Source organism: Paenibacillus sp. FSL M7-0896, assembly GCF_037975415.1.
Classification (GTDB): domain Bacteria; phylum Bacillota; class Bacilli; order Paenibacillales; family Paenibacillaceae; genus Paenibacillus_AQ; species Paenibacillus_AQ silagei.
In genome coordinates, this window is record NZ_CP150250.1 from 6638323 (window position 1) to 6652028 (window position 13706).

13 protein-coding genes are annotated in these 13706 nt (G+C 55.3%); 7 read left to right on the plus strand and 6 right to left on the minus strand.

Annotated features, from left to right (window positions below):
- Positions 1-8 precede the first annotated feature (8 nt).
- Genes gcvT through gcvPB form a run of 3 tightly spaced genes read left to right on the plus strand, consistent with a single transcriptional unit; the run spans position 9 to position 3939 of the window.
- On the plus strand, positions 9-1133 hold the full coding sequence (gcvT, locus tag MKY12_RS28760) for a glycine cleavage system aminomethyltransferase GcvT (protein ID WP_339251718.1): 1125 nt from the start codon (positions 9-11) through the stop codon (positions 1131-1133).
- Complete coding sequence (gene gcvPA, locus MKY12_RS28765) at positions 1130-2482, plus strand: aminomethyl-transferring glycine dehydrogenase subunit GcvPA (protein ID WP_209868336.1); 1353 nt, start codon at positions 1130-1132, stop codon at positions 2480-2482. The genes gcvT and gcvPA overlap by 4 nt, the downstream gene beginning before the upstream one ends.
- Positions 2479-3939 (plus strand): aminomethyl-transferring glycine dehydrogenase subunit GcvPB, encoded by a 1461-nt coding sequence (gcvPB, locus tag MKY12_RS28770; RefSeq protein WP_036721152.1) that lies wholly within the window; start codon positions 2479-2481, stop codon positions 3937-3939. The genes gcvPA and gcvPB overlap by 4 nt, the downstream gene beginning before the upstream one ends.
- 142 nt (positions 3940-4081) lie before the next feature.
- Here the strand turns inward: gcvPB and MKY12_RS28775 are convergent, their stop codons facing one another.
- Positions 4082-4855, minus strand: a complete 774-nt coding sequence (locus MKY12_RS28775; protein WP_339311816.1) for a LuxR C-terminal-related transcriptional regulator — start codon at positions 4853-4855, stop codon at positions 4082-4084.
- Between the two features lie 210 nt (positions 4856-5065).
- Here MKY12_RS28775 and MKY12_RS28780 point away from each other — a divergent pair, with 210 nt between their 5' ends.
- The 4 genes from MKY12_RS28780 (at position 5066) to MKY12_RS28795 (ending at position 8245) form a co-directional block, all read left to right on the plus strand.
- Positions 5066-5416, plus strand: a complete 351-nt coding sequence (locus tag MKY12_RS28780; RefSeq protein ID WP_339251725.1) for a hypothetical protein — start codon at positions 5066-5068, stop codon at positions 5414-5416.
- A 175-nt stretch (positions 5417-5591) separates the two neighbouring features.
- On the plus strand, positions 5592-6641 hold the full coding sequence (locus MKY12_RS28785) for an ATP-binding cassette domain-containing protein (RefSeq protein WP_327196421.1): 1050 nt from the start codon (positions 5592-5594) through the stop codon (positions 6639-6641).
- Positions 6616-7428 (plus strand): ABC-2 family transporter protein, encoded by an 813-nt coding sequence (locus tag MKY12_RS28790; RefSeq protein WP_339251727.1) that lies wholly within the window; start codon positions 6616-6618, stop codon positions 7426-7428. Before MKY12_RS28785 ends, MKY12_RS28790 begins: the two co-directional genes overlap by 26 nt.
- 19 nt (positions 7429-7447) lie before the next feature.
- Positions 7448-8245: an ABC-2 family transporter protein gene (locus tag MKY12_RS28795; RefSeq protein WP_209868346.1), complete on the plus strand. Its 798-nt coding sequence runs from the start codon at positions 7448-7450 to the stop codon at positions 8243-8245.
- Between the two features lie 478 nt (positions 8246-8723).
- On the opposite strand, the gene MKY12_RS28800 is transcribed toward MKY12_RS28795, so the two are convergent.
- The 5 genes from MKY12_RS28800 to MKY12_RS28820 form a co-directional block, all read right to left on the minus strand.
- Positions 8724-9578, minus strand: coding sequence for a hypothetical protein (locus MKY12_RS28800; protein WP_339251730.1), 855 nt, complete (start codon positions 9576-9578; stop codon positions 8724-8726).
- 93 nt (positions 9579-9671) lie between these two features.
- The gene (locus tag MKY12_RS28805) at positions 9672-10802 is read right to left on the minus strand and encodes a cation:proton antiporter (protein ID WP_339251732.1); all 1131 of its coding nucleotides are present in this window, start codon (positions 10800-10802) and stop codon (positions 9672-9674) included.
- Positions 10803-10954: 152 nt separating this feature from the next.
- A complete protein-coding gene (locus MKY12_RS28810) occupies positions 10955-11278 on the minus strand; it encodes an L-rhamnose mutarotase (protein WP_339251734.1) in 324 nt (107 codons plus the stop codon).
- 108 nt (positions 11279-11386) lie between these two features.
- Positions 11387-12547, minus strand: a complete 1161-nt coding sequence (locus MKY12_RS28815; protein WP_339251736.1) for an ABC transporter permease — start codon at positions 12545-12547, stop codon at positions 11387-11389.
- On the minus strand, positions 12540-13706 hold the full coding sequence (locus MKY12_RS28820) for an ABC transporter permease (RefSeq protein WP_339251738.1): 1167 nt from the start codon (positions 13704-13706) through the stop codon (positions 12540-12542). The genes MKY12_RS28815 and MKY12_RS28820 overlap by 8 nt, the downstream gene beginning before the upstream one ends.

Consider the following 13706-nt stretch of genomic DNA (forward strand, 5'->3'; position numbering starts at 1 on the left):
GTGACGAGATGGAGTCTTTGAGAAGAACGCCTTTTTATGATCTCTATGCCGCGTATGCGGAGTCCAGGTGTATTGATTTTGGCGGCTGGGAGCTGCCGGTTCAGTTCACAGGGATCGTGAAGGAGCATGAAGCCGTCCGCAATCAGGCCGGACTGTTCGATGTCTCCCACATGGGAGAATTCATGGTTACCGGAGAGGGCGCAGAAGCCTTCCTCCAGAGAATGACCACGAATGATGTCAGCCGCCTGGAAGACGGCGCGGCGCAGTATACCCTGATGCTCTATCCAAGCGGCGGTGTGGTGGACGATCTGCTCGTATACCGGCTGGGCGAGGAGCGTTACATGCTTGTCGTGAATGCGTCGAATATCGACAAGGACTTCCAGTGGCTGCAGGAGCATCTCACCGCCGAGTTCAGCGGGGTTACCCTGAAGAATATTTCGGATGAGACCCTGCTGCTCGCTTTGCAGGGACCGCTGGCCGAGACCATCCTTGCCAAAGTGACGGACGCTCCTCTAACGGAACTCAAGCCTTTTCACTTCATCGAACACACCGAGGTCTGCGGCGTCAGCGTCCTGCTCTCCCGCTCCGGATATACCGGTGAGGATGGCTTCGAGCTGTACGCTCCTGCTGATACGGCGGCTACCCTCTGGAAGGGCCTGCTGGAAGCAGGCGCTCCGCATGGCCTGACTCCTGCCGGACTCGGCGCACGCGACACGCTGCGCTTCGAGGCCAAACTGCCGCTGTACGGCCAGGAGCTGTCGGCGGATATCACTCCACTCGAAGCCGGTGTCCAGTTCTTCGTGAAGCTGGATGCAGGCGACTTCATCGGCCGTGACGCCCTGCTGAAGCAGAAGGAAGCCGGTCTGCCCCGTCGTCTTGTGGGCCTGGAGATGATCGACCGTGGCATTCCCCGCTCCCACTATCCCGTATACGCGGATGGAGTAAAGATCGGTGAAGTAACGACCGGCACCCAGTCCCCGACCCTGAAGCGGAATCTCGGACTCGCCCTGCTGGATACTGCCTATACGGAGATCGGTACAGAGGTGTACGTAGAGATCCGCGGCAAGCAGCTCAAGGCTGCCGTCATCAAAGCCCCATTCTACAAAAGAAGCCAAGGAGTGAAGCCGCAATGAAGCACCGCTATCTGCCTATGACCGGGCAAGACCGCGCAGAAATGATGGAGACCGTAGGCATCCAGTCCATCGATGAGCTGTTCGCCGATATTCCGCAGTCTGTCCGTTACCAGGGAACCCTGCCGATGTCCGGTGCGCTGGATGAGTACGCACTGCTTCGCCACATGAAGGGGCTAGCTAACAAGAATGCTGATTTCGATACCCATGCCAGCTTCCTTGGCGCCGGATTATACGATCACCACGTTCCGGTCGTCATCAACCATGTGATTTCCCGTTCGGAATTCTATACCGCCTATACCCCTTATCAGCCGGAGATCAGTCAGGGTGAGCTACAGGCGATCTTCGAATTCCAGTCCTATATCTGTGAACTGACCGGGATGAAGGTCGCCAATGCAAGTATGTATGACGGTGCAACGGCCCTGTCCGAAGCGGCTGTGCTGGCCGCAGGTGCCACCAAACGCAAGAAGCTGATTGTCTCCCGTACGGTTCACCCGGAAGCGCGTCAGGTACTGCGTACCTCCGCCAACGCCTGGGGCCTGCAAATTGTAGAGATTGATTATGCTGACGGGGTAACTGATCTCGCCAAGCTGGCTGAAGCCATCGACAGCGATACGGCTGCCGTTCTGGTTCAGTCGCCCAACTTCTTCGGCGGTATTGAAGATCTGCGCCAGATCGAGCCGCTGATCCATGCGGTCAAGGGACTGCTCGTGGTCAGCGCGAACCCCATTGCACTTGGCGTATTGGAGTCCCCCGGACGGCTTGGCGCAGACATCGTAGTCGGCGACGCGCAGCCGCTGGGTATCGCCGCATCACTGGGTGGACCCACCTGCGGATTCTTCGCAGTGGCCGAACCGCTCATGCGCCGGATGCCGGGCCGGATCGTCGGCCAGACCGTTGACCGGAATGGCAAGCGCGGCTTCGTGCTGACGCTCCAAGCCCGCGAACAGCATATCCGCCGGGAGAAGGCGACCTCAAATATCTGCTCCAACCAGGCGCTCTTGGCGCTGTGCGCTTCCGTCTACCTGTCCGTGATGGGCAAGGAGGGCATGCGCGAGGTGGGTGAGCTGAACATCCGCAAGAGTCACTATGCCGCTGGGCGGCTGGCTGAAATCACCGGCGCTGAGCGCGTCTTCACGGCCCCGTTCTTCAATGAATTTGTCTTGAAGCTCCCGGAGGGCAGCAGTGTGAGTGCAGTGAACTCCAAGCTGCTGAAGGAAGGCTATCTGGGCGGTTATGACTTAGGCCGGGATTATCCCGAGCTGTCCGGACATATGCTGGTTGCCGTAACGGAGAAACGAAGCAAGACCGAAATTGACGAATTCGCAAGCGCACTGGAGGGCTGTGTATGAAACCGGAACAAAGTCTGATTTTTGAATTAAGCCGTCCCGGCCGCTCGGCCTACTCCCTGCCTCAATGTGATGTGCCGCAGGACGAAGGCATTGACTCCCTCCTTCCCGAAGGGCTGCTGCGCAGTGAGCCGGTCGTACTGCCGGAGGTATCCGAGGTGGATGTCATCCGCCACTATACCGCCCTGTCCCGCCGCAACTTCGGAGTCGATAACGGCTTCTATCCGCTCGGCTCCTGCACTATGAAATACAACCCGAAGATCAACGAGGATGTCGCCCGCTTCCCGGGACTCTCCAGGATCCATCCGTACCAGCCGGAGGAGAGCATCCAGGGTGCGCTTGAACTGATGTACACGCTGCAAAAGGATCTCGCCGCCCTGACCGGCATGGATGCCGTATCCCTGCAGCCTGCTGCCGGAGCCCATGGCGAGTGGACCGGCCTGATGATGATCCGCGCCTACCATGAGAGCCGCGGAGAGGTCCGCTCCAAGGTCATCGTGCCCGATTCCTCGCACGGCACCAATCCAGCAAGTGCCGCCGCAGCGGGACTCGACACCGTGACCATCCCCTCCAACGACAAGGGAATGGTCGATCTCGAAGCGCTGAAGGCAGCTGTCGGCAGCGACACCGCCGCGCTGATGCTCACGAACCCGAGTACTCTTGGACTCTTCGAGACGCAGATCGTCGAGATCGCCGCAATTGTCCATGAAGCGGGCGGCCTGCTCTATTATGATGGAGCGAACTCCAACGCGATTATGGGCATTACCCGCCCGGGCGATATGGGCTTCGATGTCGTGCATCTCAACCTGCACAAAACGATGAGCACACCGCATGGCGGCGGCGGACCGGGAGCCGGACCGGTCGGCGTGAAGGCGAAGCTGATCCCGTTCCTGCCGCAGCCTACTGTGGTCCGCAGCGAAGACGGCAGCTTCTCGCTGGACTGTGGCGGGCCGGAATCGATCGGCCGCGTCAAAGCCTTTTACGGAAACTTCGGGATTCTCGTCCGTGCTTATGCTTACATCCGTACCTACGGTCCCGACGGCCTGCGCGAGGTGTCCGAGAACGCCGTGCTGAACGCCAACTATATGATGCACCGGTTGGCCCCTTACTTCGAGATTCCCTTCCCGGGCGTCTGCAAGCATGAATTCGTCATGTCCGGTAAGAACCTTAAGCAATACGGTGTACGTACCCTCGATGTAGCCAAACGGCTGCTCGACTTCGGCTATCATCCGCCAACCGTCTACTTCCCGCTGACGGTAGAGGAATGTATGATGATTGAGCCGACCGAGACCGAGAGCAAGGAGACGCTCGACGGTTTCATTGAGACGATGATCCGAATCGTCAAGGAAGCGGAAGAAACCCCGGAGATTGTCATTAACGCACCGCATACGACTGAAATCAGCCGCCTGGATGAGACGCAGGCCGCGCGCAAGCCGGTGCTCAACTGCTCCTGCGGTTAACCTTCTGCCTTTCAGCCAGAAATAGAAGGATAATGGATAGCGTAAAACATATAAATTCTATATTTTCAAATAGCCGGGTCAGGGATACGTTGGTATCGCTGCCCGGCTATTTGATGTATGTATCTGATGCAGCTTCCTCCGGCTACGGCGTAAGTCGCCTCACGAACTGGAAGCGGTCATTCACCCGCATTTTACTATAGATACTCTTCAGCATATTGCGCACGGTGCCTTCACTGATCCCGAGGTCGCTTCCGATATGCAGCGCACTCTTCTCCATCAGCCATAGCCTTGCTACCTCCTGCTCCCGCGCGGTCAGCTTATACTCCAGCAATGTGGATTCAAGCCGGTACTGCTGCATCTCCGGGTTCTTCTCCATCCACTTCTCCATAATATTCTCAGCAATCTGCTGCACGAATGGAATGGCGAATTCAATCGGCTCTCCTCTATTAAAAGAAATATCAACATACCCGTAAACGCTATCATCATCCTGCAGCGGAGCGCATACACAATTCCAGTCGCGGAAGGTCTGATCCGTATGCTCCGTTCCCCGCACCACCCCGATGCAGTTCATCTCCATCGCCAGCGATACGGCATTCATCCCCGCCTGCTGCTTGCTTAAGCTGACCCCCGGACGCAGCTCCGCCTGCTCCATCTCGGCCTGCGTCTCCGAAGAAGAATAGACCAGCTCCAGAATGGTCCCCGCCTTGTCCGTCAGGAACACCACATATGGAATCGAGAGCAGCTGGCTTAATTTGTTCATTTCACTGCGGATCGAAGAAATCATAGCTCTATGGTAGATATGCTCCCTGGATTCTTCGGAAGTACCCGCTACGGACATTCCGCTCTGGACATCAACTTGGGGTGCACCCAGAGGCCGGAAGGCTTCAAGTTCGCTTGCTTCTAAATCCCCAGGCATACTCCATGCTCTTGATTGATTAAAGACTCTCACAAACGATCCCTCCATTTTTACCAATTACTATATAATCAATTTTAAAAGAAAGCATTATAACATACAATTACGGAATAATGAACATTCAGTATTGGATCTGTAAATCCCCGCGTTAGCGCTGTAAAATGTAGAAATCTGTTCACTCTTATATTTCTACATCATTCCAGGAGGTTCGACATGCTTCGCATCGGCTATCTATCGGCTGCCCTTAATCTGGCTACCGCCATGGTGTCATTCCTGCGCTTCGGAAGTAATTATGCCCTGCTCATCATGGCCAGCTATTCCCTCTTAACCCTTGCGGGATATCGGCTGCTGCAGAACAAAAGAACATTATATCTGATCCCTCTGCTTACCTTCAGCTGCTCATTCCTCTTATACAACGTGACCTATGTATTGTTGAAGCAGATTAACCTCGTAGACCTGTATGCTGTAGACTGGAGACTTGAGGTTCAGCTGGCGCTTCCCCTGCTGGTAGGGTTCGCCGTCCAGACTATCCTTAAGCGTAGCGGCAAATCCCGGCTGGTGTAGGCTATACGGGGCTGCCGCTTTTTTTTGCAAAATCGACCTAATCTGATAGTTTTCGACATCGGCTCAGTGATATATTTACTCTTACGTCATTCAGAACGCTGAGGATTCAGAATTTTTCTCGCAGCCATCTGCGGTAACGCTTTCAAAGCAATGAACAGGAGGGTTAAGCTTGAGTATGATTGAAGCCAAAGGGCTGAGTAAGTCCTTTATGCAGGCGGTGAAGGAGCCGGGCCTTAAGGGAGCGGTCAAGCATCTGTTCCTGCCCCGGCATATTGAGAAGGTGGCGGTCAAGCCGCTGGATCTGAGGATTGAAGCGGGGGAGACAGTGGCCTACGTGGGACCGAATGGTGCCGGTAAATCGACCACCATCAAGATGCTGACCGGCATTCTGATGCCTTCCTCCGGGAGTATCTCCGTGAACGGGATCAATCCGTACCGCAAAAGAATGGAAAACGCCGCCCAGATCGGCGCAGTCTTCGGGCAGCGCACCCAGCTGTGGTGGGATATTCCGATTGCCGAGTCCTTTTCGCTGCTGAAGGATATCTATCAGATTCCGAATGTCCTCTACAGGAAGAACATGGACTTGTTCACCGAGATGCTCGGGATGAGCGAATTCATCCACCTGTCCGCGCGGAAGCTCTCGCTGGGTCAGCGTATGCGTGCCGATCTGGCCGCAGCCCTGCTGCATAATCCGCCGATTCTGTATCTCGATGAGCCGACGATTGGCCTTGACGTATCCGTGAAGGAGAAGATCCGCGGGTTCATTAAGCAGATCAACCAGGAGCACCAGACTACTGTGATGCTGACGACCCATGATTTGGGCGACATCGAGGACCTGTGCAAGCGGCTGGTCATTATCGATCACGGCGCGATTATTTATGACGGTACGCTGAGCGAGGTCAAGGCCCGTTTTGCCAAAAACCGCGTCATCTTCTTCCAGGTACGCTCCCCCATGCCGGAATTGTACGCGCTGCTGGAGCATAGCCCCGGGCTGAAGCTGGAACAGCAGAGCAGCCAGGAGTTCTCGGTCACTTTTGACCGGTATGAATATACCGCCAGTGAAGTGGTTAGCCGGGTGATGAAGCATGGGGAGGTACTCGATTTCCGCATGGAGGACACCCATATTGAGCAGGTCATTAAGGCTGTCTATGACGGACATCTGGACCTGAACGAGCACCGGGGAGCAAGGGGGCAGGCGCATGATGATGACATCAGCCCGGCTTAACAAATACAGAAGCATTGCCAATCGCTCTCTGCAAAATGTGATGGCCTACCGGAACTCCTATATCATTAATTTACTCGCAAACTCAATTAATCTCGTAGCGATCTTCTTCCTCTGGCAGGGAATCTATGGCGGGCGCGAGGCGGTGGGCGGCTACTCCTGGGATCAGATGAAGACCTATCTGCTGGTGACCTTCCTGGCCAATTCCGTCTTGTCCTGGTATTCCGAGACCGCTATCTCCGGCAAAATCCTGGACGGCAGCGTCGCCATGGACCTGCTGAAGCCGATTGATTTTCAGACGGCCCGATTCGCTGAGACTTTGGGTGCGAGTCTGCTGGAGGGGGCGATGAGTACGGTTCTGCTGATCGTGTTCGCCACCTTCCTTACCGGAGTGACCTTTCCCCACTCGCCGATCGTCTATCTGCTGTTTGCGGTCAGTCTGCTCTGCGCGGTTGTGGTCAAATTCGGCGTGGTCTATCTGGCGGCTCTGTTATGCTTCTGGTCGACGGGTTCACTGGGGATTGTCTGGACGCGGATTGCGCTCACTAACCTGCTGTCGGGCGCGCTGGTGCCATTGGCCTTCTTCCCTAATTGGCTGGAAAAGCTGGCACTGCTGCTGCCCTTCCAGGCCATCATTCATACTCCGACGATGATCTTCCTGCAACAGGCAGATACGTGGGAAAGCCTGCGGCTGATCGGGATTCAGCTCTTTTGGGGGGCAGGGCTCTGGATAGCGGGCAAAGCCATGTGGAACTGGGCAGTCCGCCAGGTGACCATTCATGGGGGCTAAGGCGGAAGGAGGACGCAGAATGAAAATATCGCAAATGCTCTATCTCTATAGAAGGCTGTATGTGCAGCAGCTTAAGGCGATTCTGGAGTATAACAAAGACTTTTATATCCTGATGTGTTCGGCAGCCTTGACGCAGGTACTCGGGTTCGTCTTTCTGTGGGTGATCTATGACCGGATTCCGGATATTCAGGGCTGGCAGTTCTGGGAGGTTACCTTCATGTACGCTATGATCTTCCTGACGGAGGGGGCGGGTTCGCTGTTCTTCGAGGGCAGCTGGCGGCTGGGCAGGCTGGTCAACACAGGGGAGCTGGACCGTTATCTGCTGCGGCCGGTGCCGGTGGTTCTTCAGGTGTTCTGCACGGGGATTGGGATTAACGGACTCGGCAATCTGCTCATCGGCGGGGTGATCATCTGGCAGTCGCTTGTGCACAGCCCTATCCACTGGACAGCAGGCAAGGCCGCTATTCTTATCCTGTTATTCGTCACAGCGGTCATTATCCGGGTATCCATTAACCTCATGGGTAACTCGGCGGCCTTCTGGATTCGCAATGCCGGGAATGCGTTCCCGCTAATGGTGCATAATCTGTCCGATCTGGCCAAATATCCGATTACCCTGTTTCCGCAGGCGATCCGCATCTTCATTTCTACGGTGCTGCCCTATGCGTTCATCAGCTTCTACCCGGCAACCTATATTTTCGGCAAAAGCGGCTGGTCCGGCTGGTGGCTCCTCGCCCCTGTCGCGGCTATCGGAAGCGCGGCAGCGGCTTACGGAGTCTTCCGGTACGGGTTGTCCCGGTATGAGAGTACGGGGAACTGAGGGATGTGGCGAGTGTGGCAATGTGGCGGTATGGCAGTCCGCCGCTCACTTGCGGCGGGAGTGGGGGGAGCTGATGGTTGGCGGGGATAGGGTGAATGAGGTGCAGAAGTGCACCTTATTTGCTGGATTGGCACGCATTTGGGGATTTAAGGGGCACTAGTGCACCACATTTACTCAATTGGCCGGTATCCCGTGAATTCGGGGGCACTAATGCACTTCACTTGCCTGTTTTGGCGTATGTTCGCTGAAATCAGGTGTACTAGTGCACTTCAATACTCTTCTTCAACTAAACTTGGCAACATTCCACTCATCCGCCCACTTCTGCCGCATCTGAGGGATTTATCCCTCTCATCCGTCCCATCCAACGTACTTCCGTCAGCCGCCCTAATCACTCCCCTTTGATTTTCAGTATCTTACTATATTAAAAAACCTCCCTTCTACCCGGAAGCAAAATTCCAGATAGAAGGGAGGTTTTACTCTAACGCGCGATAAACAGCCGCTTCTCCAGATCTAAATCGTATACCCGTGGCTTCAGCTCCGGGTCACCGCCAGCACCCTCAGGCGAGTGCACCACTAACTGTTCGTTCTGGTTGGCCGGGAACGGCGGCAGCTCGGAGTAGACCAGCGTATCGTGTACGATTTCCCCCTGCTTGAAGGATAAGGGAAATACTTCTCCGCTTATCTTATTGACCGCAAAGGCGTAAGCAACCAGTCCATGCCCGGACTTGTATTGGGGAGCAAGCAGATACACTTCTGCATTCTTGAAGCTGACTTGACCGAACTCCAGAACCTGGTCTGTTGGGCGTACGAATAAGAAGGCGGGCAGCTTAAGCAATAACTGATCCTGCTTCTCCGCCCGGTATACGATGGAGTAATCGGCCTGATACGTCTGCTCCCCTTCAAGACCGTAATTGCTGGAAACATTGAGATGCCCCCGCTCCTCCGGGCTGCTTGAGATCATCAGTAGCTCGCCTTGTCCCGCTGAGGTTCTTGCCCGAACTGTCCCTTCGGCATTCACAGAATCGATAATGACCGATCCGGCCAGACCATCCGGCGGGAACTGGCTGGTGAGGCCAGCTGTAGTTATCGGAGTCGCTGAGGATGCAGTTTCTGCGTCTGCTGGTGAAGCACTTGGTGCAGATGAAACAGTCTGTGCAGGGGCAGTAGGAGTTGCCGATGGCGACGCAGAAGCAGATGCTAAGGCAGACGGAGCCGATTCTGCCCCCGGCGTACCGGTGACGGATGTATTTTGGCTGCTGCACCCCAGCAGCAGGCTAAGCGACAGGACCGTGCCTGCTGCCAGTGTTGTAGCTGTAGACCGGATAGGACTCATTCCCCTCTAATCGTTTTTTTTGAGTACAACCCATTATATAAGATTATCACGGTCCACAAATTTAGAGATTGTCTTATTTTCTTTAAAAAATAGTCATCGGAACATGCCCTTGAGCAGCGGCGGCGTGACAAGTGTGGTTACAATTACAGCAATAATCACTCCAGTGAAATACTCCGGCTGCAGCAGCCCGCTCGACAGGCCCGTGGCGGCTATAATCAGGGCGACTTCGCCTCTAGAGATCATGCCTGCCCCAATCACCAGCGAGGAACGTAGGCTGAACCCGGTCAGCCGTGCGCCGATTCCGCCGCCCAGCCATTTCGCCAATATTGCGAACAAGGATAACACCACCACAAATAGAATGTGGCTGCCCAGCCCCTCGAAGCTGACACTAAGCCCGATGCTGACAAAAAAGACCGGCACGAACAGCGAATACGCAATCGGCTCCACCTTGGACGTCACCACATGCTTGAACGAGGTCTGCGCGATAGCAATTCCGGCGGCAAAAGCGCCGATAATCCCGGCCATCCCCATCATCTCGGCGAAATACGCGTACCCGAAGAGAATCACCAGCGCAGCCGTGATGACAGGCTCCGTCACCCGCAGCGGGGCAAGCCAGCGCATCACCCGGGGGACGGCCAGCCAGCCGGCGAGGATGGCAACGGCGAAGAACAGCAGTTTTTTGCCGATCAACAGGGGAATGGAGATGTCACTGCCTGTGCCAAAAAAGCTCATCAGCACCGCCAGCAGAATCACAACAAGGATGTCATCGATCACCGCCGCCCCCAGAATGGTCGAGCCCTCCGGCGAATTCAACCGGTCCATCTCCTTCAGTACCTGAACGGAAATACTGACTGAGGTCGCACTTAGAATCACCCCTAGAAACAGCGCATTGTGGTCCGCGAAGCCAAACCATGCCCCGATGCCATATCCGCCGATAAAAGGCAGCAGAATTCCGCCCACCGCGACTGCCAGAGCCGCCTTCCAGTTCTCTCGCAGCTGCTTCAGGTCTGTCTCCAGTCCCGCGATGAACATCAGCAGCAGCACGCCAATCTCGGACATGTAATGAATGAATCCGCCCGGCTGCACCCAGCCGAGCACGGCTGGTCCGAGAAGGATGCCGACCAGCAGCTTTCCCAGCACCGCAGGCTGCCCGAGCCGCACAGACAAGTCCCCGGCCAGCTTGGTGAATAATAGAATCAGCAGTAAGTACAATATGAATTCCACTTGCTATTCCCACTCCTTTTCTCCTAAAAAAAATCCATAAAACGACAAAGAGAAGCCTTGGTGACAGGCTCCTCCTAATTACACTGACCTATTCAGTTAGCTTCAAACGATTCTCTCCAGTATAGCTCCAATGAACATTGCTGTAAACCGGACTACTTCAGATAAAAGACCTCACGCAGTGGCACCATCGGAACCGCATCGTTGAAATCAAAGGAACCTTCGACCATCTTCGAGGTGATCGCATTCCAGCGGTTGCAGGCTTCACTCCCGGCGATGTAGGCGAATGCGGCTTCTGTATTATCACATTCAAAGCAATAGAAGAACTGGTTGCCGTTCTGAAAAATAGAGTAGTTGCGGATGCCCGCCTTGCTGTGCTCCTCCAGAATCTCCGGCCACGGCTCCAGATGCATCTGTACGTATTCCTCTAAGTATTCCTCTTTCACCTTCCAGGTCCAAGCCAGCTTATTGCTGCCCATCCTCGTATCCCCCTGTCATATCTTCCTTTGATTCGATCATATCACATAATTATATAATTTGAATATGTCCGTTTTAGACATGGAGGGCAGCAAAGATACGCTTCGACCTCAGGTACTGATTCCGGCTTCATTCGGACGAAGAATGGCAGAGCCAATCGCCAGCAGAACGGCAGCCATCAGGCCCAGGATCGCAAACGGCATCCACAGCTCGTTCCAGCCGCCACCGGTCGCGGCAATGTCTACCGCTTGTATCGCCCATTTCTGCGGTGTAAAGTTGGCCAGCTTCTGCATATATTCCGGCATGATGGAGACGGGCCAGAAGCAGCCGCCCAGCATGCAGGTAGGGGTAAGAATCAGCGAATTCAGCATCCCGGCATTGCGCGGATTACGGATCAGCCCAGCAACGGTGCTGGCAATCCCCATGGAGACCAGCATGAAGGCCGCCAGAACCAGGAAGTAGAGAAAGAGCGGCATCTCATAATCGTAGCGGAGCACCCATTTGCCCAGCACCAGCACGACAAGGATCTGAATCATTCCCACAAGAAAGCTGCCCAGGAAGTTGCCAAGCGCAATTTCATAAGAACGGACTGGAGCGCTGAACATGCGCATCATGGTACGCCCTCTGCGGTCATCCGTGATCTGGGAGACGGAGCTGGTCACCAGTGCCATCAGGAACATAAGTGTCATCCCTGTAACCACGCCCAGCGTCTGCCGTGGATAGAGATCATAATCGGTACGGGTGCTACCCACGTTGTGCTGCTCCGACTGCTTCAGCACAGCAGCGAGCTGCGCCTGCATATCGCCTGTTCCTCCACTGGCGGCAGCAACGGTATGTGCTGCTTCGGCAATTTGAGCGGCAGTGGCGGTGATCTTCATCTTCATCATGATTGAGCTTTCGCTTGCCCGAAGCTCATAGATGCTGATCTGCAGCGGGTCCCCCGCCATTAAGGCGGCAGTGTACCCGGCAGGAATGAACACCCCCACCGTTCCCTCCTGCTTAATTGTCGCTTCCTTCAAAGCGGCCTCATCCCTGCGCGGCTCGAACTTATATTCTCCGGCCTGCTCCAGCTCCGCAATCAAATGTCTGCCGGCTGCCCCCGTATCCGAGTTGGCATATAGAACGGTTGCCGGTCCCTCCGCCATCCCTCCGGTAAGGGAGATAATCGCTGCCACCACTATACCGGGAAGCAGAATGAATACCATAAGTCCCCTGAAGGTGCCAATGCTTCGTCTGATCATATTCCAGGCAATAATTAATATTTTATCCACGGTAACCCACCTTCCGGTATGAGACAATCACTGCCGCGAACAAGGCCGCGCTGATGAAGCACATCACCCACAGATTCGGCAAAAGCTGCTCCAGACCGGAATGCAGCATCATCCGGATGACTGCCTGCTGCACCCAATGGTTAAGCGTGAATGCACCTGCACTGTTCACCCAGGAATCGGGAAGCGGCGCCATTCCTCCGCTGACGAAGGTCATCACTATAGTCAGGACACTAATGATGTTCGTAGCCGTCGCCGAGGTCCGGCTGAAGAGGCAGATCAGTACGCCCAGCGTCATCGAGGCGGCAATCATCAGCAGACAGAACAGCAGCAGCAGCCCCGGGCGATTGCCCCAGTAGACGCCGAACAGCCAGTCAGACAGCAGAATAATCGTAAGGCACTGCAGGATGCTGACCAGGCCTACGCCGAGCATTTTGCCGATGAACAGATGACTGTCTTTTACCGGCATGGAATGGATTCTGAACAGCGTATGGTTCTCTTTATCGTTAAAAAGTGAGGCTGTCACAGTAAGTCCGCTATACATCAGGAACATCAGCAGCATGGACGCTGCATAGAACTGGGCCGCCGAATAGGTCTTCCCGCCATTGTTCAGATCCCCCAGCACCACCCCCGGCTTCCCGGCAGGTGCCGTAGTCGCTGTAAGAGCCTGTGGTCCAAGGGTTACGGCTGCCGCCTGCTTATAATTCAGCTCCATCAGCAGATTGTCGAAGGCTGTTCCGGCGACCCGGTTATCGTCATGGCTCCTGCCCAGAATGAACTCCAGGCTCGCTTTCTTACCGCTCTGCACCTCCTGGTCGAAGCCCGGAGGAACAATAACTCCATAGGCATATTTACTGGTACGCAGCCCGCTCTCCGCAGCTTCACGGCTCTCTGTCTTGACAGGAATAATGAGCCCCTTCACCTCAGCCGACTCCAGAAAAGCCGTAAGGATCGCAGATGCCTCTGCCCCTCCGCCTCCGCTATTCACAATAGCTACACGTACAGGCTTGATTTCATCTGCCCCCTGTACCCCGACCACCCCGGAGAGCGAAGCGCCCAAGAGGAAGATCAGCACCAGCGGCAGCAGAAACATATTAAGCAGCAACGTGCGTGAACGGAGCTGTCTGCGCAGCTCAAACCCCATAATGATCCAGATATTCAC